The organism is Nocardia sp. NPDC051052 (assembly GCF_044456045.1).
Lineage (GTDB): Bacteria > Actinomycetota > Actinomycetes > Mycobacteriales > Mycobacteriaceae > Nocardia.
In genome coordinates this window covers 493864-515331 of sequence record NZ_JBITFL010000001.1, presented here as the reverse complement: position 1 = coordinate 515331, position 21468 = coordinate 493864, and the positions used below count along the sequence as shown (strand labels likewise).

21 protein-coding genes are annotated in these 21468 nt (G+C 64.9%); 11 read left to right on the top strand and 10 right to left on the bottom strand.

Annotated features, from left to right (window positions below):
* The first annotated feature begins 340 nt into the window (after positions 1 to 340).
* The 8 genes from ACIBCN_RS02185 (at position 341) to ACIBCN_RS02150 (ending at position 12111) form a co-directional block, all read left to right on the top strand.
* Complete coding sequence (locus ACIBCN_RS02185) at positions 341 to 2305, top strand: hypothetical protein (RefSeq protein ID WP_396989627.1); 1965 nt, start codon at positions 341 to 343, stop codon at positions 2303 to 2305.
* On the top strand, positions 2302 to 4272 hold the full coding sequence (locus ACIBCN_RS02180) for a TOMM precursor leader peptide-binding protein (RefSeq protein ID WP_396989626.1): 1971 nt from the start codon (positions 2302 to 2304) through the stop codon (positions 4270 to 4272). Before ACIBCN_RS02185 ends, ACIBCN_RS02180 begins: the two co-directional genes overlap by 4 nt.
* An 11-nt stretch (positions 4273 to 4283) precedes the next feature.
* Complete coding sequence (locus ACIBCN_RS02175) at positions 4284 to 5858, top strand: SagB family peptide dehydrogenase (RefSeq protein ID WP_396989625.1); 1575 nt, start codon at positions 4284 to 4286, stop codon at positions 5856 to 5858.
* Positions 5855 to 8485, top strand: a complete 2631-nt coding sequence (locus ACIBCN_RS02170) for a lantibiotic dehydratase (RefSeq protein WP_396989624.1) — start codon at positions 5855 to 5857, stop codon at positions 8483 to 8485. Before ACIBCN_RS02175 ends, ACIBCN_RS02170 begins: the two co-directional genes overlap by 4 nt.
* On the top strand, positions 8415 to 9293 hold the full coding sequence (locus tag ACIBCN_RS02165) for a lantibiotic dehydratase C-terminal domain-containing protein (RefSeq protein WP_396989623.1): 879 nt from the start codon (positions 8415 to 8417) through the stop codon (positions 9291 to 9293). The genes ACIBCN_RS02170 and ACIBCN_RS02165 overlap by 71 nt, the downstream gene beginning before the upstream one ends.
* Entirely contained in the window at positions 9263 to 10363 is a 1101-nt protein-coding gene (locus ACIBCN_RS02160) for a lantibiotic dehydratase C-terminal domain-containing protein (protein ID WP_396989622.1), read from the top strand. The genes ACIBCN_RS02165 and ACIBCN_RS02160 overlap by 31 nt, the downstream gene beginning before the upstream one ends.
* Before the next feature lie 98 nt (positions 10364 to 10461).
* Positions 10462 to 11838, top strand: coding sequence for a nitroreductase family protein (locus ACIBCN_RS02155; protein ID WP_396989621.1), 1377 nt, complete (start codon positions 10462 to 10464; stop codon positions 11836 to 11838).
* Positions 11839 to 11910: 72 nt separating this feature from the next.
* Complete coding sequence (locus tag ACIBCN_RS02150; RefSeq protein ID WP_396990199.1) at positions 11911 to 12111, top strand: hypothetical protein; 201 nt, start codon at positions 11911 to 11913, stop codon at positions 12109 to 12111.
* A 346-nt stretch (positions 12112 to 12457) separates the two neighbouring features.
* Here ACIBCN_RS02150 and ACIBCN_RS02145 read toward each other — a convergent pair whose 3' ends face one another.
* The 3 genes from ACIBCN_RS02145 to ACIBCN_RS02135 form a co-directional block, all read right to left on the bottom strand.
* Complete coding sequence (locus ACIBCN_RS02145) at positions 12458 to 12757, bottom strand: helix-turn-helix domain-containing protein (RefSeq protein ID WP_396989620.1); 300 nt, start codon at positions 12755 to 12757, stop codon at positions 12458 to 12460.
* 993 nt (positions 12758 to 13750) lie between these two features.
* Positions 13751 to 13984: a Clp protease N-terminal domain-containing protein gene (locus ACIBCN_RS02140; RefSeq protein WP_396989619.1), complete on the bottom strand. Its 234-nt coding sequence runs from the start codon at positions 13982 to 13984 to the stop codon at positions 13751 to 13753.
* Positions 13985 to 13994: 10 nt separating this feature from the next.
* Entirely contained in the window at positions 13995 to 14303 is a 309-nt protein-coding gene (locus ACIBCN_RS02135; protein ID WP_396989618.1) for a hypothetical protein, read from the bottom strand.
* A gap of 690 nt (positions 14304 to 14993) precedes the next feature.
* Between ACIBCN_RS02135 and ACIBCN_RS02130 the strand changes: the two genes are divergently transcribed.
* Positions 14994 to 16232: a pentapeptide repeat-containing protein gene (locus ACIBCN_RS02130; RefSeq protein WP_396989617.1), complete on the top strand. Its 1239-nt coding sequence runs from the start codon at positions 14994 to 14996 to the stop codon at positions 16230 to 16232.
* Positions 16233 to 16505: 273 nt separating this feature from the next.
* A complete protein-coding gene (locus tag ACIBCN_RS02125) occupies positions 16506 to 16682 on the top strand; it encodes a recombinase family protein (protein ID WP_396990158.1) in 177 nt (58 codons plus the stop codon).
* On the opposite strand, the gene ACIBCN_RS02120 is transcribed toward ACIBCN_RS02125, so the two are convergent.
* The 4 genes from ACIBCN_RS02120 to ACIBCN_RS02105 are packed head-to-tail and all read right to left on the bottom strand — an operon-like array spanning position 16679 to position 18857.
* Positions 16679 to 16990 carry a hypothetical protein gene (locus ACIBCN_RS02120; protein WP_396989616.1) on the bottom strand — a complete coding sequence of 104 codons (312 nt, stop codon included), beginning with the start codon at positions 16988 to 16990 and terminating at the stop codon, positions 16679 to 16681. The genes ACIBCN_RS02125 and ACIBCN_RS02120 overlap by 4 nt on opposite strands.
* On the bottom strand, positions 16990 to 18237 hold the full coding sequence (locus ACIBCN_RS02115) for a polymorphic toxin type 37 domain-containing protein (RefSeq protein ID WP_396989615.1): 1248 nt from the start codon (positions 18235 to 18237) through the stop codon (positions 16990 to 16992). Before ACIBCN_RS02115 ends, ACIBCN_RS02120 begins: the two co-directional genes overlap by 1 nt.
* Position 18238: 1 nt before the next feature.
* Positions 18239 to 18538 (bottom strand): WXG100 family type VII secretion target, encoded by a 300-nt coding sequence (locus ACIBCN_RS02110; RefSeq protein WP_396989614.1) that lies wholly within the window; start codon positions 18536 to 18538, stop codon positions 18239 to 18241.
* Between the two features lie 4 nt (positions 18539 to 18542).
* A complete protein-coding gene (locus tag ACIBCN_RS02105) occupies positions 18543 to 18857 on the bottom strand; it encodes a WXG100 family type VII secretion target (protein ID WP_396989613.1) in 315 nt (104 codons plus the stop codon).
* Between the two features lie 487 nt (positions 18858 to 19344).
* Between ACIBCN_RS02105 and ACIBCN_RS02100 the strand changes: the two genes are divergently transcribed.
* Positions 19345 to 19602 carry a ferredoxin gene (locus tag ACIBCN_RS02100; RefSeq protein ID WP_396989612.1) on the top strand — a complete coding sequence of 86 codons (258 nt, stop codon included), beginning with the start codon at positions 19345 to 19347 and terminating at the stop codon, positions 19600 to 19602.
* Positions 19603 to 19799: 197 nt separating this feature from the next.
* Here the strand turns inward: ACIBCN_RS02100 and ACIBCN_RS02095 are convergent, their stop codons facing one another.
* The 3 genes from ACIBCN_RS02095 to ACIBCN_RS02085 all read right to left on the bottom strand — a co-directional run bounded on the left by ACIBCN_RS02095 (position 19800) and on the right by ACIBCN_RS02085 (position 21312).
* A complete protein-coding gene (locus tag ACIBCN_RS02095; protein WP_396989611.1) occupies positions 19800 to 19976 on the bottom strand; it encodes a hypothetical protein in 177 nt (58 codons plus the stop codon).
* A complete protein-coding gene (locus tag ACIBCN_RS02090; RefSeq protein ID WP_396989610.1) occupies positions 19969 to 21072 on the bottom strand; it encodes a RimK family alpha-L-glutamate ligase in 1104 nt (367 codons plus the stop codon). Before ACIBCN_RS02090 ends, ACIBCN_RS02095 begins: the two co-directional genes overlap by 8 nt.
* A gap of 78 nt (positions 21073 to 21150) precedes the next feature.
* The gene (locus ACIBCN_RS02085; protein ID WP_396989609.1) at positions 21151 to 21312 is read right to left on the bottom strand and encodes a hypothetical protein; all 162 of its coding nucleotides are present in this window, start codon (positions 21310 to 21312) and stop codon (positions 21151 to 21153) included.
* Positions 21313 to 21468: the final 156 nt, after the last annotated feature.

Below are 21468 nucleotides of genomic sequence, written 5' to 3'. Positions count from 1 at the left end.
CCCTCAGCATGGGCCACGGCCTCACCGAACTAGGCGCATCCTGTTGCTGCTCCGGTTCCACGTGCAGCAGCTGCTGCGCCGCACCCATCTGATCGATCGACAGCCGCCAAGCCGCTGCCACATCACCGCAGGCGGGCCCGATCTGCCGATTATTCGGATCGGTCCGCTCACCCGATTGCCGTAACGGCTGGCTTCGTATCTACAAATGATCATTCATCACCGGACCATCCAGTCAAGGACATTCAACGTAGTCCGGTGAGATCGATGAATTGCGAAATGAGTTATGAGGCCAAAACTTCGAAGCGACACACTTTATCTGCCTGCGGATGAGGGTGCCTATTTGATCAACAACACAAGCACCCTCACCCTCAAAGGCCGGGGTATCTACGATTGGATCGAGCGACTCGATCCGTTCTTGGACGGCCACAACACACTCGAGGAGTTGGTACACAACCTTCCCGCCGATAAGCGCACGATGGTCACGGACCTGATCGGCCTGCTCGAGCGCAACGGATTCGTCGACGACACGATCGACGACCGTCCACACGGCCTCACCGAGGTCGAGCAACGAACCTACGCCGAAGAGATCGCGTTCATCGGCTATTTCTGCGACTCCGCGGCGGCACGATTCGAGTCCTTTCGCTCCGGGCGGTACCTGGTCGTCGGGTCCGGCCTGTCGAGCGTCGCGGCCATCCGAGCTCTGCTGCACCTGGGACCACGCCGCGTCGACGCGTCCTTCACCCGGGACACAGCGGCCGACCGGCACTGGCTTGCCGAGGCGGTGGGGGCGGCCAGGCGGCGCGATCCCGACCAGCAATTCGTCGAAGTCGAGGAGCCTCCCTGGGATTCTCCTGCGGCGTTGGCGCAGGCGCTGGCACCGTACACGGCAGTTGTCCACGCCACCGACCGGCCGATGCCGCAGCGGTCAGCGGCGCTGGAGGACGCGTGTGTGGCCGCAGGTATCGCCTGCGCGCAGGCGGCCGTGGTCGGTGATATCGCGTGGGTGGGTCCGCTGTGGGCGCCCGGCCTGCCTATCCGCTGGCGTGATGCCTGGCGGCGGCTGTTGCGCAACCGTTCGTCACAGAACCACGACGCGTACGGGTGGCAGGATCGGCCGACCGCCGAAGTGTCGCCGCTGCTCACCTCACCTACTGCTGCGATCGCGGTGAGCCAGCTCGCCTTCGAGATGTTCAAGCGGCTCACCGGAATTCCTGCGGTCGAGCTCGAGGGGCGGGTTCTCCGGCTGGATCTGCGGTCGCTGGCGTCCCGTGTGCACCGAGTCCCGCCCGGGCCCGGGCGCCTGGCAGTCTCGTCGCCCCGCGAAGATGCGATCAGCTTCCGTGATCGATACGAGCAAAGGCGGGCCGCTCCCCCGGTGACTGAGGAGGCGTTCTCCACGGCCGTGCGCGATTGCGTCGATGAAGAGTTCGGTGTCCTCCAGACGGTAGACGAGGCAGACTTTCCCCAGCTTCCGCTGAATGTCTGTGCCGTGTCGTTCACAGCAGCTACCCCTGATGACCGTGTCCTTGGCACCGTCGAGGTGCTGGGCAGCGGAGCCGAGTTCGGTCAGGCTCGTCGCCGCGCCGCACGACGTGCCTGCGAACTCTATGCGGCAATGTCGGTCGACCCGGCCCGGCTCGTGGACGACCGCGAGGTATGGGGAATGGAGCTCGTCGCGGACGAACCGGTCCTATTGCCGGCGACTGCGGCATTCCCGATTCTCGGCGGCCGAGTTCCGGATGACGTCACGCTTCCTTATGTCGGCTCCGCTGCGACGTGGGATGACGCAGTCGCCCGGGCGCTCGCGCGATTCTTCGCTCATCGGGCGGCTGCACGACTGGCCGACAACGCGGATGCGCCCTTGCTGGACCTTCGAGGCCGCACGCTGACGGCCGATGCGGCGGCGTATCTTCGGCAGCTCAAGATCATCGGAAAGGTTCCCCGAATTCGCGATATGTCCGCCGAAAACACCCCGGTGATACTGGCGTTCGGCATGGCAGATCACACCATTGTAGAAGCCGGCTTCGACGAAGCCGCGGTTGTCGAAGCGGGTCTGGCCGGGTGTCTGCTGATGGAGCAGGTGACCGTCGGGGATCGGGATACCGGCTTGATAGTGGCTCCACCCATGCCCATCGCCTCGAAAGAGCCGAGCGGCCAGACCATCCGAAACGGACCGGCTCCGGGGACTGTCCTCCGTGCGCTCGCCGCTCACGGCCGTCGGCTTGCCGCAGTCCCCCTCGACCACGACGCCGCGGTGCGTTCCGGTTGCCCGAACATCCTCACGCTCGTGGAGGTGTCGAAATGACCGCGGGCTACGCCAAGTCGGCGGCCATGTCATCGCTGACCAGCATGCTGCGTCACCGGCTGCCCGCCGGGACTTTCATCGACGATGGCAGCGCGGGCGATGACCGCAACCGGGACTCTGCGCACCTCACCCCTGACCTTGCCGTGCATGTCCGGTCGGGATGGCATCCTGACGACCAGCTCGCCTTCGCCCGGCGTTGGCTGACGGCAGGTGTTCCGGTGCTGACCGTGCATCGTGAACCCGGTTCCGGCTGTCTGGTCGTCGGACCGTACGCGCGTCCCGGGCAACCCGGCTGCACCGTATGCGCGGATACCCGACGCGGATCTGCCCGCGAGGACTACCCGACGTTGACTCGGCTGTGGGAGACCAACCCGCAAGCCATGCGCGCCCCGGCCGTCAGCCTGCTGACCTGGGCGGCCGCCGAGCTCACCGGGCAGCTTGCCGCCGAGCTGGTGGCAGATCAGATAGAGCCCGCAGCAGCGAGCGGGACGTTCCTCCGGCTAGACCTGATCACCCTTCGCGTTACCCTCCACCGGTTCCTGCCCGACGCCCAGTGCGCACTTTGCGCGCAACCCCGCGCCGACCGCAGGGAAAGCGCGGTCATCACCCTTCGACCGCAGCCGAAGCAATCCCCGGACAGTTACCGGGTCGGCTCTCTTGCCAGTCGGCGAGACCAACTGTGGGACACCTACGTCGACCAGCACGCCGGGATCATTCACAGCCTCTTCCGCGACAGTGACGGGATGTTTCCCGTCACCCACGGGCGGTGCGGCCACCCGTTCGTGCACGGGCAGGTCGCTCTCGGACGGCAGCTGAGCTACGAGCATTGCGATCTCACCGCCCTCGCCGAAGGATTGGAACGCTACGGCGGCATGCAGCAAGGAGCCAAGCACGCTACGGTGCGCGCGGCGTACACCGACATCGCGGCACAGGCGGTAGATCCCAGCACCCTCGGCCTGCATGAACCGGAGCAGTACGCACTGCCTGACTTCCCGTTCCAGCCTTACACCGAAGACCTCGTGATGGATTGGGTGTGGGGATATTCCTTCAGCCGCGGCGAGCCGATCTTGGTGCCCGCCACATACTCCTACTACCAATGGCTGTACCACCCGATGCGCGACCAGCCGTTCGCCTACGAGATCTCCAACGGCTGTGCGCTGGGCGGTTGTCTGGAGGAAGCGATCCTGTACGGCCTGTTGGAAGTGGCCGAGCGAGATTCGTTCCTGCTGACTTGGTATGGGCGAATTCCGGCGCCCCGAATCGACATCGGCGCCGCACGGCTTCGCACGATTCCGCTCATGGTCGAGCGTATCGAACGCCGCACCGGTTGCCGGGTCTATGCTTTCGACACCACCGTCGAGCAAGGCGTGCCGTGCAGCTGGGTCATGACGGTGCAAGAACACGATGTGCCGGGCGTACCGAAAGCGCTCTTCGCCGCCGGGTCGCATCTCGAGCCGGAGCTGGCTCTGGAGCGCGCGCTGCTGGAGCTTGCCCCGGTGACCAACGGGTTCCCGCGGATCTATCAGCGGAACCACGATCGCGTGCTGCGCATGCTGGAGGACCCGTATCAGGTTCAGCACATGGACGATCACCGTCTGCTCTACTGCAGCCCGGAGGCATTCGGGCGGCTGGACTTCCTGCTCCGTGGCGATGCGAACCCAGCATCCCTGCAGCCCGGCGAACCACCGTCCGGCGACCTGACCGAGGATCTTCGGCGCCTGGTGAATCGCTACTTGGCGACTGGGCTCGATGTCATCGTGGTGGACCAGACCAACCCGGAGCATGAGCCAGGCGGGTTTCGCTGCGTCAAGGTCATTGTTCCCGGCACGCTGCCGATGACCTTCGGCCATTACGCGCGACGCCTGTGGGGTCTCGAGCGCGTACTGACCGTGCCCACCCTGCTCGGCTATCGGCGGGAACCCTTGCGGTGGAACGAACTCGACCTGGCCCCGCATCCGTTCCCGTGAAGGAATCAGGCATGACACAGCCGAGCGCTGTCGGGGAACGATACCTGCGCCGCACATTCGAGGGCATGTGGGAACTCTTCGCCGAGGGCCAAGGGCCGTTGGGGACGAACGGCGCATCTCGCCGCTACGCCGAATTCGGACGGGTCGCCCTCCCACCCGCCATTGGTCGGCCGCGGCAGAGCGGCGGAGACCGGCCGCCGGGGACGGTGCCGTCGTGGCTTCCGGAGTTTCTCTGGCTCGGCTTCGGCCTGCACAGCCTGGAAGTGGGGCCGTCTTCGGGCTGGCCGTATCACCGGACCACCCCGTCGGCGCGATGCCTTTATCCGACGGAAGTGTACGTGTGGTTGGCGGCGGGAGACGGCCTGCCATCCGGTCTGTACCACTACGACGCACCCCACCATGGATTGGATCTGCTCCGTTCCGCTGTCGCGTCCGAGGTTGTCGGTCGTGCCGTCGGTCGTGATCTCGCCGGTGTCACGGCCGCCGCATTCGTCACCAGCGTCTTCCACCGGACGGCGGCCCGCTACCGCAATTACGCCTACCGATTATGCAGCCAGGAAGCCGGTATGACGGTGGGCTGTCTGGCGTTCGCTGCCGAGGCGTGCGGATTTCGCCCGGCCGTCTGCTATCGCTTCCTCGACCAGGCTGTGCAGCAGTTGCTGGGATTGCCGGACGGCATCGAAAGCCCGTTCGCGGTATTGACACTCACTGAGAGCGAAGGTCCGGTAGTTCCCCCAGAACTTACCGGTTCGGTCTCCGTGTCGGCCGCGACCGCAAACCTTTCCCCGCTGACCGTGCCGACCGAAGAATCGACCACAGCCACCCCCCAGTTCTGCCCGGAGGCCCTCGAGCTGGATTCGAGTTCTCGACTAGTCCGGCTCGATAGCATTCGGCCCTGCGTCGGGGACGCGACGGGTTGTCCCCCTTCCGCTATCGCACCGCTCGATCCCGTTGCCGACGGCACCAGCGAATTCGACTGCGGCATTTCCACATTCGATCCTGGCGCGCTCATCGGGCGGGAATCCGGCCCACCCAACTTTCAGCCTATCCCCGTTTCGATGACCTTCGCACAGCTCTGCGGAATCGTCAGAAGGGCAACAACAGGCGAGCCGCCAGGTGACCTCCGGCTGCCGTCGGTGCGGGCACCGCTGTCGATCTTCGTGGTGGCAAACCGAGTGACCGATTTGTCGGCAGGGGTATACCGCTTCGCTCCCGGCGGACCGCGGGTTGTGCACAACGCGCCAGTCGGCAGGCGCCTGCAGCGAATTACTCGATCCACCAACATAAATGCCTGTGCCTCCCCCGCAGTCCTGTATGTGTGCACGGACGCGAAGTTGTACCTGGACGGGTTCGGAGATCGCGGATATCGCATCATGAATCTCGAGGCAGGCGCGCTGGCGCAACGGCTGAGCATCGCAGCCGCTGCCCACGCCTTGGCCGCACGAGTGAGCAATGGCTATGACACCCCGGCGCTGCGCGAACTGCTCGGGCTCGGCTCTTCCTGGGATTTCCCGGTGTTCCAGATCTTCTTGGCCAAACTACGACTTGCGCCGCGATACCGGTTTCCGTTGGGTGGGTGCACATGAACACGGCAACCTCATCGGATGTCGGGCAGGGCTGGTCGCCGCTCTCGCCGAATCCCGAGGTTGTGGTGCGGACATGCGGACTGGACGCGGCCGTGGCGATGGAACTGCATACCTGCGGTGCCGCACAGATCGCTGACGACATACGCCGACTCGACGCCGATCTCCAGTCTGCCGCGGGGACGCTCTCGGACGAGCTGCACCGAGTCGTCGGCGACGAACCCGACCGCAGCATGCGCGCCCGGCTGATTGCGTTGCGCCGCGACATCTTCAATGGTCGCCCACCTCGGCCGACCATCGGCATGGATGAGCTGACCGATCGGTTAGACCGGCCGCTGGCGGCGCGGTTGCACTGGTATCAGGCCGAAACCAGCCGTCGCCGGCGGCTGCGGGAACAAGGCCGGGAATACTTCGATGCCGAGTCCGAAGCCGCCATCGCAACACTTCGCGAGGCGGCCGGACAGCCGGCGTTCCAGCTCGGCCTCGCGCTGGCCAGTCCGGACTTCACCCACGATCTGCTCAGCTGGCTGGACGGGCACGCCGAGCCCACGGACCGCTTCGTGGAGACCCTCTACAAATACGTGACCCGCGCGGCGGTGAAGACCAGCCCCTACAGCACCTTCGCGACCGCCGGACTGGCGCATTGGATGGCGGATGGACCAGCTGTCTCCATTGTCGGTCCGGCCCGCGTCCGCAGAGTGATTCAGCTCAATGTTGCGATAGCCGAACAACTCCGCGCGCATCTGGCCGGCTTGCCGGGCATTCGAAGCGCACTGCAAGTACGGCTCTCCCCCGCAATACGATTCGCGGGAAACAAAATACGCTTGCTCGACCCACGCGGTGGCGAGCGCATCCGCGAACTGCGGGCCGTGCCCAGCTTAGTCGTTGTCATGAAATGCCTTGCGTCCGAGCGACTATGGTCCTACGCCGATTTCGTCGACTGGCTGGCCGCGACGACCGGTCGATCCGAAGTGGCGGCCGCCGCATACCTCGACCGGGTAATCGGGATGGGCATTGCGGAGGTCGTGCCGTCGATACCGGACCAGGCGGTCGATCGCATCGCCGAACTGGCGGGTACCGCCGAACTGGCCGCGGCGCCACCCGGCCTCGTTTCGAGACTGACAACGGTCGCGGCCGGTCTCGACCGGATGCGGACGGTTGGTCTGCCCGGTGCCCGGCTGACTGCTCGACAGGAACTCCTCGACGCGCTCGACGCCACCTACCGCGAGGCCAGCTGGCCGGAGGCGGCGCGGCTGCCGCGCAAGCACGTGTGTTTCGAAGACTGTGTTTTCGACTCACCCCAAATCACCCTGGGTAGCAACGCCTGGCAAGGCGTCATCGGGTCTTTGACCGCGTTGCACGCGGCAGCGGGGATGTTCGACTGGAACCTGATGTACCGGCGAGCCGCCGCCCGCTACTTTCTGCGACAGCACGGCCCGCATGGGCGGATAGACTTTCTCACGCTGTGTGGCGAGATCGCTGCCGGCGGCGACCCAGTCCTCGCCACTCTCCTCGACCACCCGCAGATGTATCCCACCGACACCCCCGACCTGTTCGCCGAGATCATCACTGCGCAACAGCGCCTACGCGCGACAATCAACGAGTATCCCGAGCGAAACGGCCTGCGGCAGGTACCTGCGGAGGCATTCATCGAAGCCGCCGAAGCCCTGCCGCAGTGGGCGGCTCCGCCGCGCTCGCTGGCGTTCTACGGCCACCCGCTGGGCGGAAGGAACGGCCGAATCCGCTACGTCTTGAACAACGTCGAGGGCGGACATGGGCGTGCCGCCGCCCGGGTGCATCGTCAACTAGGGACCGCGCCGCCGCAACCGACGTGGGCCGATGACGAGCCGGAAACGGTCTATGGAGAGATCTCCGCCTCGGCGGGCTCAAATGTCAATCTGCGGCACGGCAAAGCTCACGCGGAGATCTCCTACCCCGGTGTGGTCGCCTGCCGCCCGAAGAGCGAACTGATCGACCTCGGCGAGTTAGACGTTCACTACGATCCGGCCACCGACGCCCTGCAGCTGACCGCCGACCGCCTCGGCGCCCGCGTGATCCCGGTCCATCGCGGCGTCATGGCCGAATTTTTGCTGCCACCCGCGCATCGCCTGCTCGTGCAGATCTTCGGGGACAGCCCCGTCTGCTATCTCGGCGAGGGACTTGCCGGCCCACGTGTGGGCAGCGCCGGGGAGCCGTACCGGTGCGGGCGGCTCGTGGTCGGCGACGTCGTCGTGCAGCGCGTCACTACGGCGGTACCCACCTCACTGATACCGCGTTGCGCCAATTCCACAGGCCCCGACTTCGACTACCTCATGCGAGTCGGTGGCTGGTGTCGGGAGCACGCCATTCCCGAGCGGTGTTTCGCCAGGGTGCTGCCGAAACCGCAGTCCGAGTCCGCATGGCGAAATAAGGCCCGAAAACCGCTCTACCTTGATCTCACCTGTCGACCGGCGCTGACCATCCTCAACCGGCTGGCCGGCGAGCCTGCAGAAACTGTCCTGTTCCAAGAGGCTCTTCCGCTGCCAGAGGACGCGCTGATCGAGTTTGGGGGCCGCCGCCATGTCGGTGAACTCGTCATCGAGCTGTCTCGAGCGCGGACCATGGCTGTCCGCACATATCCATTACCATGAAGACCTGGACCGGTTGCTCCGTCGCTGCGTCGGCCCACTGGTCGCTCGACTCGGCGATCGGGTCGCTCCCTGCGGTGTGTATTTCCTTCGCTACTGGCAAGGCGGACCACACCTGCGGCTTCGGTTGCGGTCCGCTGACCTGGCCACTATTGGCTCACTGCGAGCCGTCACCGAAGAGTCATTGCACCGGTTTCTCCGTGCGGACCCCTCGCGACGACCGATGAGCCCGGCGGTATACCGGCTGACGGCCGCCGCGTTCGCGGCAGTGGAACGCGGCATCGACCCTATCGAGGACCTGCTCCCGGACAACACGGTCCGGTTCCACGACTTCACTCCGGAACACATCCCCGGAGCCGATCAACAGCACCCCGCCCCGCTGGCGTTTTACGAGCAGTCCAGCCGTGTCGTCTTGTCCGTGCTCGAGCGCCCGGCCCCCGCGGCCCGACGCACTCGGCTCGCGCTGGCGCACTGCGCGGCCGCGATGGGAGCCGTGGCCGACGACGATGACCGTCGTGCCGAGCTCGCCGCGTGGACCTACGACAGTTGGGCCGCCCAGCTACTCGGCGCACACCGCCGGGACATCGAGGTGCGGTTCGCGGAGCGGGTGGCCGGCCTGGAATCAGTGGTCAGACGTGCGATCGACCGGCACACCGGAGCAGCCGAGGAACCGTGGCGATCTGCCGTCCGCAACGTACCCGCCGACCGACTGTCCCTGGCCTACTGCCTGCATACCCACTGCAACCGGCTCGGCATAAACCTGATCGAGGAGGCGTACATATGGTTTCTGCTCCGCTGGGCCCTGACCTGAACGACAACGACAGGCCGGCTCTATGCGTCTACTACTACGGGAATCAGGACGACCTGATCGTGGATGGTGTCTATCCGGCGCTGACCGCGCTCAGCAACCTCGGACCTGGGTTCTTCACCCGCCATTGGCTGCACGGTCCGCATGTGCGGGTCTATCTGCCCGGTGGCCGGAAGCGGGCTCAGCAAGCAGTCGAACTGATTCGCCCGCTCCTCGACGACTACTTACGACGACACCCGTCCGGAAGCGCCGTGGACGAGGCGGCACTGCTAGCCCAGCACCGGATCCTCGCCGTCCAGGAACACATCACCGACGCGCTCACACCACTCCATCCGGACAACTCCATCCGGCTGGAGCAGCTGCCGCAGCGGCTGGCAGTGATCGGCAGCGTCGACGCCGTCGCATTGATCGACGACTTCTACCTGTTGACACAGGAGGTGGTGGGGTCCGCCCTCGGCGCGGTGTGCCGGGGCACGCTCAGCCGGTCGACACTCGCCATCGAGCTGATGTGGGCCATCGCCCATACCGAGCCTGCCGTCACCTACCCGTTCATCTCGCTGCGCTCACATGCGGAGGGATTCATCGCCGCCGCGCCCGACCCGGACAACGTCCGCGGCAACTTCAACCATCAGTACGACAACCACATGGCAGCGCTGAGGGAGCGAAGGCGTCGACTGGACGAGCAGCTACGAGCAGGAACGGAAGTCCACCATATTTCGCCAGTCCTCCATGTCTTTTCCGGACTGCGACCTCGTATTCGTGAGCTCGTCAGGAGCCGGTCGCTCAATCTACCGACCACCGGCCCGCAGGGTGAACAACGATGGGACCCCGGCCTTTTGCGACACAGCACGTTCCACGCCCGGCTCGCCGACGACCCTGGCTATCGCACCATGCTGATGCACGACGAGGGGTTCGCCAGCTATCGAGTGGTGGTGAACCTGCTCTATCTGCACCTCAACAGACTGGGCATCGTTCCGTTCCGGCGAGCCCTGCTGGCTCATCTCGCGGCGAGCACGGTCGAGGATTATCTCGGCGTCCGCGCCGTCGACCTGATCGGCCGGTCGGCCTCGTGACTGCGGTCGGTCAGCGCGGGGCCGTGGCCATCAGCTATGCCGACGCGTCGGCCCGGGCGCGGCCGCGCGCCCACATCAACTGGGCACTGGCGCCGTCGGTGTACCCGCAGCTGGTCGATGGTGATTTGATCGCGCCACTGCCGTGGCAACCTGACGGCGACAGCCGGGCCGAGGTGCTCGCCAGGATTCTCCGTCGATCCTACGGACTCTCGCGGCAGCGGTGGCATGCGCCCGGTGGGATGGATGACCGCCTGCAGGGAGACGACCGCCTCGGCCTGGGTTACCTGCCAGGTCATGCGCGGCGCGCCGTCCCGTCAGGTGGTGCCCGCTATCCGTGCAACGTGTACGCCGAGGTCGACTGCGCGGACGGCCTCGCCGACGGCTGTTACCTCTATCTTCCTGGGCACCATGGTCTATTACGGCGACCTACGGCCGTCCGGCATCCGTTCCGGCTGCACCTGGCCGCCGTGCTGGATCGCAACATCATCAAGTACGGCGATTTCGGCTATCGCCTGCACTGCCTGGACACCGGCGTCCTCATCGGGCAGGTGGTGGCGGCCGCCGAGGTGGAGGGATTGCGGCCGTTTGTGCGCTACTGCTTCGACGACCGCCAGGTGGCGGCAGCGCTGGGTTGCAGACCGGAACGGGAGTGCGTCTATGCCCAAATCGACCTCGCCCCAGCCACCTACGCCGCGCCCGTCGCCCTGGGCGGCCGCCCAGTTCCGGACGGGCCCCCGATGGAATGGGACTCTGCCCTTCCGTCAGAACTACATCGACGGGCAATGGCCGAAACCGAATCGCTCGACCGTGCTGTGCCTCCGCTTACGGCAAACCTTCCACAACCCACCGTCTGGCATCCACTGCCGGCTACAACCGGGCCGGCCCCACTTCCCACGGCGGCTCGGCGGACCTGCTTCGGATACTTCTCCGGAGAATCGATCTCGGTGGAAACACTGGCCGCACTTCTTGAATCCGCTATGCGCCCGTACCGCAGCGACTTACAGATGAACGCCGCGCCACCCCGGCGAACCGCGCTGATCTGCGTGGTCAACTGGGTCGATGGCCTAATGCCGGGTGTATACCTCTACACCAATCAGCGCCACGCCCTCGGTGTATTGCGCACCGGTGATATCCGCCGGCAACTGCACGCCACTCTGTCCGCACCGATCTTCGACTCACCCCGCGCCGCGGTCTGCTTCTTCCCTGTGACCGACTACGTAACCTCGCTCCGGGCTTGGGGTAATCGATGGTTCCGCATCCAGAACATGGAAACTGGGCTTGTCGTGGAACGGCTCTACCTCGCAGCTGCCGGTCTGGGACTCGACTGCCAAGCGCTCTGCGGTTATGACCCCGAACGAGTCCGAGCCTTGCTCGGCGTTGAGGAACACGACGCGAGCCCATTGATCGAAGTCATGGTCGGAGGCAGCCGTGCTCCCGCTAATTTCTATGAATTGCCTTTGTGGGACCGTTGCTGACGAAGGTTCAGTGGAACCCGAATACCAGCACCGGTGAGTCCGGGGACTTCATCTTCTGTGAAGGATGGAGTCGTGTCGTCGAGGAAGAAGTACCCGGCCGAGCTGCGTGAGCGGGCCGTGCGGATGTATGCCGAGATCCGCGAGCAGCACGAATCGGAATGGGCGGCGATGCGTGCGGTCACCCTTACCGGTCGGCGTCTCGATCGCGACGTTGCTGGCCTCGAGATTATGCTGGCCGTAAGCCGACAGAACCTGACGCTGCCATCGCCGTAGCTGGGTGAAGGTGGGGAATGCACGCCAGCGAGCCGCTCATCGAAATTCGGTACGTTGGCGTGCGTCACCTTCACTCCCCTCCAAAGAGAAGAATCATACGGCTCATCCCAACACTCAACCAGCTATTTCCTTCCCGCAGTGTGCAATACGTCGATCCGCCGCAGAATCGACACGGACGGCGAACGTGACGTCGCGTTGGCAGCGACGGATCACCTGGTTCGCGTAGTTGTCCTCGGGTGCGTCCGGTTAGATTGCTTCTCGCCGACCCATTTAATTGCTGATCGATTGCTGTGGCGGTGGAATCTATTCGAGATTCGGCGTGGCGACACACCGAATTGGCGTTGCGCTATAGGCCAACGGAGCGGGACCGGCCTGCGGATCGCATCGGGGTGCCGCGTTTGTTGAGGGCGCGGTTGATACTGCTGGCCGGGAACCCCGTCAGCCCGCTACAGGCAGTCAGAGAGTGGCCGTCGATGTAGAGTCGCTCAGCACGGTCGATGTCGGCTTCGGTCAGGGGCTGGTAGCGCCGCGGAACATCGCGTTTGGTCAGCAGTTCCAGGATCGCGCTCTTGGACACCCGGTAGCGTTTGGCGAGTTCCGCCGTCGACGCACCGTCGCGGTAAGCCTGAATCAGCTGCTCGATCACGGCGCGCGAAAGTCTGCGTTCGAGACGCTGAGGTGTTCGAGATGACGCCTTGGCTCGCGATGATCGCTTGCGCTGCCAAGGGGTCGCTGGAGCGTCCTCAACCTCGAACATGGCGCGCGCAGCTTCGAGTTCCCGCAGGTCAGCATGGTTTGAATAACGCCCCGCTAGGTCCACAGACGAACAACCAGCTAGAGTCCCCTTTACGTGGGGCAAGATCGACTCCACACCGTGGGGCAAACATGGGGCACATGCTGCTATCAGACTTAGCGTCGCACCAGCCGAGGCCCCACGCCGCCCCGACAGCACTGGAAAACTCCTCGACTCTTGATGGGCGCGTGAGCATCGCTTGAGCTTGGTGGATCTGTCGGCTGTCACGGCCAGCGGTGCGGCCCGGGAGCCTACGGCGGAGGAAGCGGCCAGGCCCTCAGCCGCCCAGGATGAGCTGTTGCATGCGGTGCAGCTGACCAGGCAGGCCCGGGTGGTATTGCCAAATTCGTGAACACCGTTGCCACGCAAGCGTTTTCACGTGCCGGGACGAGCCACGTAGGGTTCCGCCAGTTTCCTTATCGGGTCGTTTCGCCGGTGAAGAGCGGTGGGCGCTGGGGAGTTTCGCGATCGGGGAAGCGCCTGGAGCCACCGCGGGGGCGTGCTGTGGGTGCGTCGATCGCTGAGCAGCTCGACCATGCGTTCGGTGAACGAGGGCGCGTCCTGGCCGGACTTTTCTATGACCGTCGGGATTTCGGCGGTGTACTGGGTGGCAATGCGGCCCATGATCGGGTCCTCGATGAAATCCCGGTAGTCCTCACCCGACTACAGACTGCCCCGCCGATCTTGGTCCCCCATCGTCATAACCCAAAGCATCCCAGAAGGGACCGACAAGCGAGCGAACTATGAGCGCGGCTCGAGCGCGAGGACGAGTCATGAGGCGGCCGCGGAAGCGCTCGGCTTGCTGGACTCGGGCAGCCGGGCGATCGCTGCCAGGCTGTCCGTAGCCTACTTGCGCCCGTTGTACCCCGCCGAACCCATGATTTCGCGTAGTTCGGCAGCCAAGGCCGGTGCGTCCAGCTTCAGCCGCGCCATCACCTGGGTAGGAATCGCCGCAGCGTCACCCAGGATCGCCAACTGCACATGCTCGGCACCCACTGCGGACTGACCGAACCCTTCAGCGAGGGTTTGTGCCGCCTCCAGCAGGTCCCGCAACCGCGGGTTGTACGGCAGATCAGTCACGACAGGGCCCCTATCCGGCGAGCATCAGTTCAGTCCAGATCCAGTATCCCTTCCCGAAGATCGGGTCGTGATAGTTGCAGATGAACTTGCGCTCACCGCCGCTGGTGCTGACCCTCTCACCGTCATGGAACTGGTTGCATTCCATGCGAGGCTTGCCGTCCGCGTCCGCTTCAACCTCTGGGTAGCTGGTGACAAACTGGACAGCTGGTGCGGCAGGTACAGGTGCTGCCATGACTTCACCGGCCCCGACGGTGAACATGGTGAAGGCGATCGCGGCGAACCCTACCGCACGGCGAGCGATCGAATACGTTGCAGACATGTTGCTTCCCGCCCGAAAACACTTGTCCCGAAACGGAATTCGAATCGGGTACATGTGGTTGGACGCACAGATACCCGCACCGGTTCCATATTTCGAGAACACAACTGCAACTAATCGCCGAGGACAAGGTTCGGGAGGAGAAGAGGCGCCGCGCAACGACTTCGGTTGTCGCTCCAGAGGCCCCTCGGTATCGGCCTTCTTTCGGGATCGTCCGCGGGATCGTCGAGGGCCGACGGCCTCTCGCCGCGCGCGGGAGGTATGTCGTGTGAACAGCCGATACCTGCAGTGGGGTCGGTTCCATAGCCTGAGCGTTCGGCAACTGTTGTACGTCGGGAACCAACCCTCGTGAGTTGCCCGTCCGGAGGACGATCGCCATGACGAAACCGAGTTCTGCAAAGCTGGCCAAGGCGGCCGCGACCTTCGCTGTTTTCGCCGCTGTGGCCGCGATATTCACCCGGCGACCGCCAGCGCCAGCACCTATCTCGGCGGGGTCAACATGAACGCCTATTGCAGCTGGCGTTACGAAGGCGCGACTGCACGGGTGCTCGATCCCAACAGCGCCTATAGCTGGTACTGCCAGCGGTAAAGCGGGAGAACGCGGCGTTGAAACTCAGTGCTGTGTCCAACTAACGATCGATTCTCAACACTGGCAGTGTTCGTCGCGGCAAGATTCTGGAGTACTGAGCCTAGGTGCTCGGCGGCGAGCAGAATCGAACGATGCTCAGGTGGGTGAGCGCTCTCGGCGCGACAGCACGCAACACGACCAAACCGGTCAGGTCCCGGATTGGTAAGCGCAACAAGGCGATCAGCCGCCGTGCGGGACGGGTCAAATTGCTACCCGCGGTCGTCTTCGCCATCGTTGCTGGTGTGGGTGTGGCCGTCATCGCCTACTGGGTCCTGCACAAGCTCACACCCACGAGCAATGCGCAGGCCGCACCGATCGACCTGACCAAGGTCGCTTTGACCGTCGTGGCCGGCGTCGGTGGTGTGGTCGCCCTCGTCATCGCTTACCGGCGGCAACGCGATATCGAACAAAGCCGATTCGTCGAACGTTTCGGCGCCGCGGCCGCCCAACTCGGCGCCACCGACGTCGCGGTCCGCATTGCCGGGGTGTACGCCATGGCCGGTGTCGCCGACGAAACCGACGGACTGCGCCAACAGCAATGCATCGACGTCCTGTGCGGATACCTCCGACTGCCCTACAGCCCCGAACTCGGCGCCAACCACCAGAGCAAACTGGTCGTCAAACACCACCGTGCAACAGCGGACAACACCCGCGCCGACGACCAGGAACGCCACCACGAATACCGGCACAACGACCGAGAAGTCCGCGCGACCATCCTCCGAGTCATCGCCGACCACCTCCGACTTAACGCCGAATACAGCTGGTCAACGAGGGGCTTCGACTTCCGCACGGCATATCTCGAGAACGTCGATTTCAGCCGTGTGAGATTCCTGAATTCCGCCCGGTTTGACGACGCAATCTTCTCCGGCAACGCTGGCTTCGACGGCGCTACCTTCTCCAGCAACGCCCGGTTCGGCGGTGCGAACTTCTCCGGCAACACCGGGTTCGACGGCGCGACCTTCTGCGGAGATACCTGGTTCGACGGCGCGACCTTTTCCGGCAACACTCGGTTCGAGGACGCAACCTTCTGCGATGCCGCCTGGTTCGGCGGCGCAACCTTCTCTGGCAGCAACACCCGGTTCGACGGCACAACCTTTTCCGGCAACACTCGGTTCGGCGGCGCATCCTTCGTTGGCTATGTCCAGTTCAAGAAGGTGGACTTTGGTAGCGGGCCTATCTCGTTCGTTGACCCGAGACAGTGGGGCCCTCCGGCACCTAAATTCGACTGGGACCAGGATATCGACCAGAAGCCCGCCAATATCGAACCGCAGGCTTGGCCGCCCGCTGGCGCGGAAGGCGCGTAGCCATCCAACAGTGGTGTTGCGAATCGTTCGTTTGTTGCACACGGGCCCGGCCGGATGGATTCGCCAGGATGGCCGCCCCGGAATGGTGTCTAAGCAACGTGTCGAAAACGGTTGGTGTTCAACAAGTTCTGTCGGGCCTTTCTCGTACAGTCCTGGGCACGGCCAACCCGACTCACGCCTCGACATCGCCGAACCGCTCGCCCTCGACGGTGACGCGCTCAATCCGATCGGCCGCGGTGGCGCCCTCGTCGGCTACGGCCGCGTGTCGACCAGCTGCTCGACCGCCAGTTCGCCGCGCTCACCGCGGCCGGTTGCCAGCGGATCTTCACCGACAAGAAATCCGGCAAGAACGCCGAGGGCGGAGAGCTGTGGGCCTGCCTGGATTACCTGCGCCCCGGCGACACCCTCGTAGTGCCGTCGCTGGAGTGTCGCTCATCGCCACTCGCTTAGGCAGAAGTACCGAAAATGGATTCGTGCCAGTACTTTTGGGGGTCGCGAAACCAGGGGCCAATTTGGCTGTTGTCGAGCTGGCGAAGTTGGGCCAAGTCGATGCGGTACCGGGAGAAGAGGGCTAGGAGTTCTCGCAGGGAGTCGTCATCTACCGGGGTCTCGACGACGATCTCCAACGTGCTGAGTCGCCCACCGTACGAGCGGACCGAGGGGATCCGGTCAAGCCACTCGAAGAACGCTGCCTCGTCACCATGCGAGTAGTACCAGACGTCAGTCGCCTCCAGTACCATCGTCGACCCGTCGCCCATCAGCTTCCTCCTCCTGGTCTGACGTTCTTGTAGCCGCCCTTCGGGAACTCCACATCCCAATGCGGGCCGCCGTGTGCCGCACCGCCCTGACCGGTCGGCACCCACACATTTCCATCGGCATCTTCCCAGCCGAAGCCGCGACCGTTCGGATTGGGCACCCAGCGGTCACCGCCTTTGGGGGGCGCGAATCCTTCCGCGTCACCCGGTCGGCCTGGCGCCTTGGCCCCGTCGGGATCATAGGCGTTGGCCGGAGGCTTGTAGTTCGCGTTGAATGTCGAGTCTCCGGCGATGGACAAGATGGTCAGGCCGGTGATGGTGGCGAGCGCACCTGCGGCAAGTGCCGCGGCGCTGAACTTTATCCCGGCCAGCGCGGTGAAGAAGGTACTGACGGCACCGGCCATAGCGGTTGCGGCGCCCTCCAGCACAGTGCCATCCACTGTCGCCGCCTTCGGATTGCGGATCACCACGGCAGCGACGGCGAACCCGATCGCCGCGACGACGACGATCGCCGCCACCTGGGTATTGATGTCCGCGCGAACCGCGACTACTGCGGCGTGGTGCTCGGCTGTCGACTTCGCGAGGTCGTCGGCGACCAGCTTGATCTCGTCCGCGTTCTTCGCGAGCGTCCTGAGGTGGCCCGTCAGGTTCGGGATGTCGTCCGCGCCGAACCTGCCCAGCCCGTCGGCGACGACGCGCAGCCGAGGTCCGGCGGCGAAGATAGTGTTGTTGCCGGCGAACAACTTCCACTCTTTCGCCGCGCGGTCCAGCTTGTAGACGTCACCGTCGGGAAGTTTGTCACCCGCGAGCTTGGCGATGACCTTGTCGTACAGCTCCGGAAAATCGGTCTCGATTCCGGGTCCGTTGTTCCGCGACGACGCCACACCGACGACAATGCCTGCGCCATAGGGCAATTCGGAGGGGATAGGACGCGGGCACGCCGGGCCGGTCCCTTTGTTCGGATCGCGGTTCGCCGCGTAGTTCGAGCATTCCCAGTTGTAGCCCGACGCGATCAGAATGTCGCCGAAATGCTGCAGCGCCCTGGCAAAGTTGGTCGCCGCGAGGGTGAAGGCGCCCGCGCGCTCGTCGTACGCGTCGGACCACGCCTTCGTGGCCTGGCAGCTGCCGGCCATCCCGCTGGTTTCGAGAAGCGCGGTCTGCAGCGGGTTATAGGTCGATTGGAATTCCGTCGACAGCTTGTAGCAAGCCTCGGCGGCCGTGTAGTACGACTGCGGCGCGACAACGGCCACCTCATCCCCCCGTCATGCGCAGATTCACCGCCGCCGCGTCCGAGTACGACTCGTGGGCGGTCCGTCCGGCCTGCTCCATCTGAGCAAGCCCGTCGAGCAACTCACGCGCGGCGGCCATCCAGACCCGATGCTCCTCGGTGTAGGCCGCCGCGGCCGCACCCGTCCACCGCCCGCTGCGCATCAGGCCTTGCACGACGTTGTCCAATTGATCGAGATGCTCGGCGAAGAACTCCTTGAAGCCGCGGGCGCGGGCGGTCACCTGGTCGATGTGGTCGAGGTCGAACGCGAATTCGTCGGACATGCCGTCAGTCCAATGTCAGCGAGCTGATCGGCGCCGCATTCGCGTTGTCCCGGTCCTGCAGCGTCGATACACTGACGCCGAGCTTCGAGGCGAGGTCGGTGAGCGCGTCCCACGTCTTCATCGCGCCATCGTGCATGTCATCCCACCCCGCGCGGTACGCATCGGCGGCGCTCCCCTTCCAGGTGCCGAACAATGCTTGAACTTCCCGGTCCAACGCCATCGATCCCGACTTCAACTGCTGCGCAACGTCATAGGCCTGCCTGCCGACCGCCGTCACTGCGTCTGGCACCACGTTCAGCGATCGGTCGTCTGTCGCCATGTCCTCTCCTCCCCGGCCCACGGCCGCGCTGCAAATCGTTGCCGCTATTCAGCCGGTCCGATCTTGCCGCTCATCGTGAGAATCCACCGAGTCGCCCCATATCTACTCCCCGCACAGTCGATGATGGCACGGTTTAACGAGTCTCGCATCGGTTCAGTGAGGTCGACGCGCAACGGCGGGCGCCCTTCGGCTGCACCCCGGGCGTGTGAGACGACTATGCGCTGGATTGGGGTCCCTGACGGCGCAGAAAACAACGAAGTTCGGGTAGCCGCTGGCCATGTGGGTGTTGTGTGATTGGTGTTGCAGGGCAACGCGATTGGTGCTTGGCTGCTGGCGAAGGCGGCACGCCGAAGGCCAGTCGCAGCGCGATATCGGCGAGCGCTCGCGCCCAGCCCGGCCAGCGTCGCCGCCGCGGCTCGATTGAACGGCGAGCAGCCGCCGAGCGCGGCGGCGCACGCTCGCGAGGCTGGAAGCGAAGGGTTGTGCGATGGCGTATGTGATCACCGAGGTTTGCGTCGGGAACAAGGATGCATCCTGTGCGGAGGTGTGCCCGGTGGGGTGCATTCATCCCGAGCCGGGGGAAGCGGGGTTCGAGGCGGCTGAACAGTTGTTCATCGATCCGACGGCATATATCGACTGCGATGCGTGTTTTTCGGTGTGCCCGGTGGCAGCGATCCATCCTGCCGATCGGATTCCGGCGGAGCACGCGACGAGCGTGACGCTGAACGCGGCCTGCTATGGGTGAGTCGTCGGTGACACGGCTGTTGCATGTCGCGGGGGTGTCGCAGACTCGACTGGATGCGACGGCGATCACCGGGTTGCCAGCGGAATCTGTTGCCGCGCCGTAGGTTTGTCGATGCGATGCGTTGCTGTGGACGGTGCGTCCCGGCGCGGCAGCGACCGCAGTCGTGCCGGCACGGCTGCGAGGTTCGGCGCGGGCGATCACTGTGGTCGGCGGTTTCGTGCGCTACCGAGTTCACGCCATTGCGCGAACCAGCGCAGCACTTCCTGGCTGTCCTCGGTAAGCGCGAGTTGGCGTTGCCGGACGTAGTCGTCCCACACCAGGTTGCCCTCATCCCAGAACAGCACGCCGCAGGCTACGGCCCTGACCCTAGCCACGGCCGGCTCCTTGATACGCCGAGTACAGGCCGGCGACAAGTTCGCGCACTGCGACCGAAATGGTCTCGCTGCCAGCTCCCGCTTCGGCCCACAACCAGTCGCACGCCGTATTGACCTCGAGGAACACCGGGCCATCTTCGGTGTCGAGCAGATCGTACGCGGCGACGTCGAGGCCGAACAGCGTGGTCAGCTCGGCGAGTGCGGCCTCGAGCCGGGCCGGGAGGACCACCGGCTCGACTCGTATCGAGGCGGGGTCGGTCCACATAGCGTCTGGGCTGGTCCGGGTGATCCGGTAACCGATGAGGCGTTGCCCCACGGCGTACACCCGCAACTCGCTCGACGCGGGCACGAACTCCTGTACGAGCACCGGAGCCGGCTCGACACCACATTCCTCCGCGATAAGCGCACGGCTCATCCGTCGAGGGAAGACGCCACGCAGGCTGCCGGGTTGGGGCTCGATCGCATGCCGCCCAAGGCTTTTCACCAGCAGATCCCCGCCGCCGGGAATGGCGGCCGCGGTGTCGGCAAGCGTCGTGGCGACCACTGTCGCGGGAGTCGACAGGCCAACCGCGCGCGCGGCGGTGAGTTGACTGACACGATCGGGGTGGCCGGGTCGAATCGCGGCGTTCACCGCACGAGCCGCACCGCCGAACAGCGCCGAGGCGAACACCGGCCACTGCTCGCGCCCGTAATGGGCCAGCAGCGCGTCGTCGGGAACAGGCATCGACTCGGTGGTGAAGTAGCGTTGCCAGCACACTCTTGGTCGGAACCGATGCGATTCCCAGTGCAGTATCTCGACCGCCGGATCCCACACCATCCCCGCCCCGGGGCAGCGGTCGCTGTCTATGCGCAACAACGGAATTCCCTGGGCTGCCAACCACAGCGACAGTCGGTCGATCTCCCGATCCACCGCGCGGGTGAACACCACGACGCAGGGCGTCGCCCCATCCTGATCGGTCACAGTCGGACGCCCGACCCGGCTTTGGAAGTCGTTGCACGAGTTAGGGGCCACCGCCGTGAACGGCTCTGCACGCAGCAATATCGGGATGGTGGCCGGGTACCGGTCTGTACGTTCCGCGGTGCTCGGCGCGCTCATAGTCTTCCCTTCGTCTTCGAGCGTCTTCGAGGTGGGAGCGCGGGGCCCCGCGCTCCACCGATCTGCTATGTCACGGAATTACTCGCCGTGACATCCCTTGCATGGCGGCAAGGTCTCACCGAGGTACGCGCTCGCGTACGCAGTGAAGGTGGCGTCTTCGATCTCCGACCAGGAACGCAACGATGTCTCGTCCGCCTCGGTCAGGTCGATCAACGCCTGTGCCATCTGTTCAATACTCATTTCCGATTCACCTCCCTCCACGGAATCGCATCCCCCGACAACCGGTGCCGGAGGCGATCGTCGAATCGACGCCTGCCATCCGATACTGCGAAGGTCGTCGAGAAATGGCCCATTCGAACCATTCCTCTGCGTTCGATCGCGGTCCGTGTACTGCCG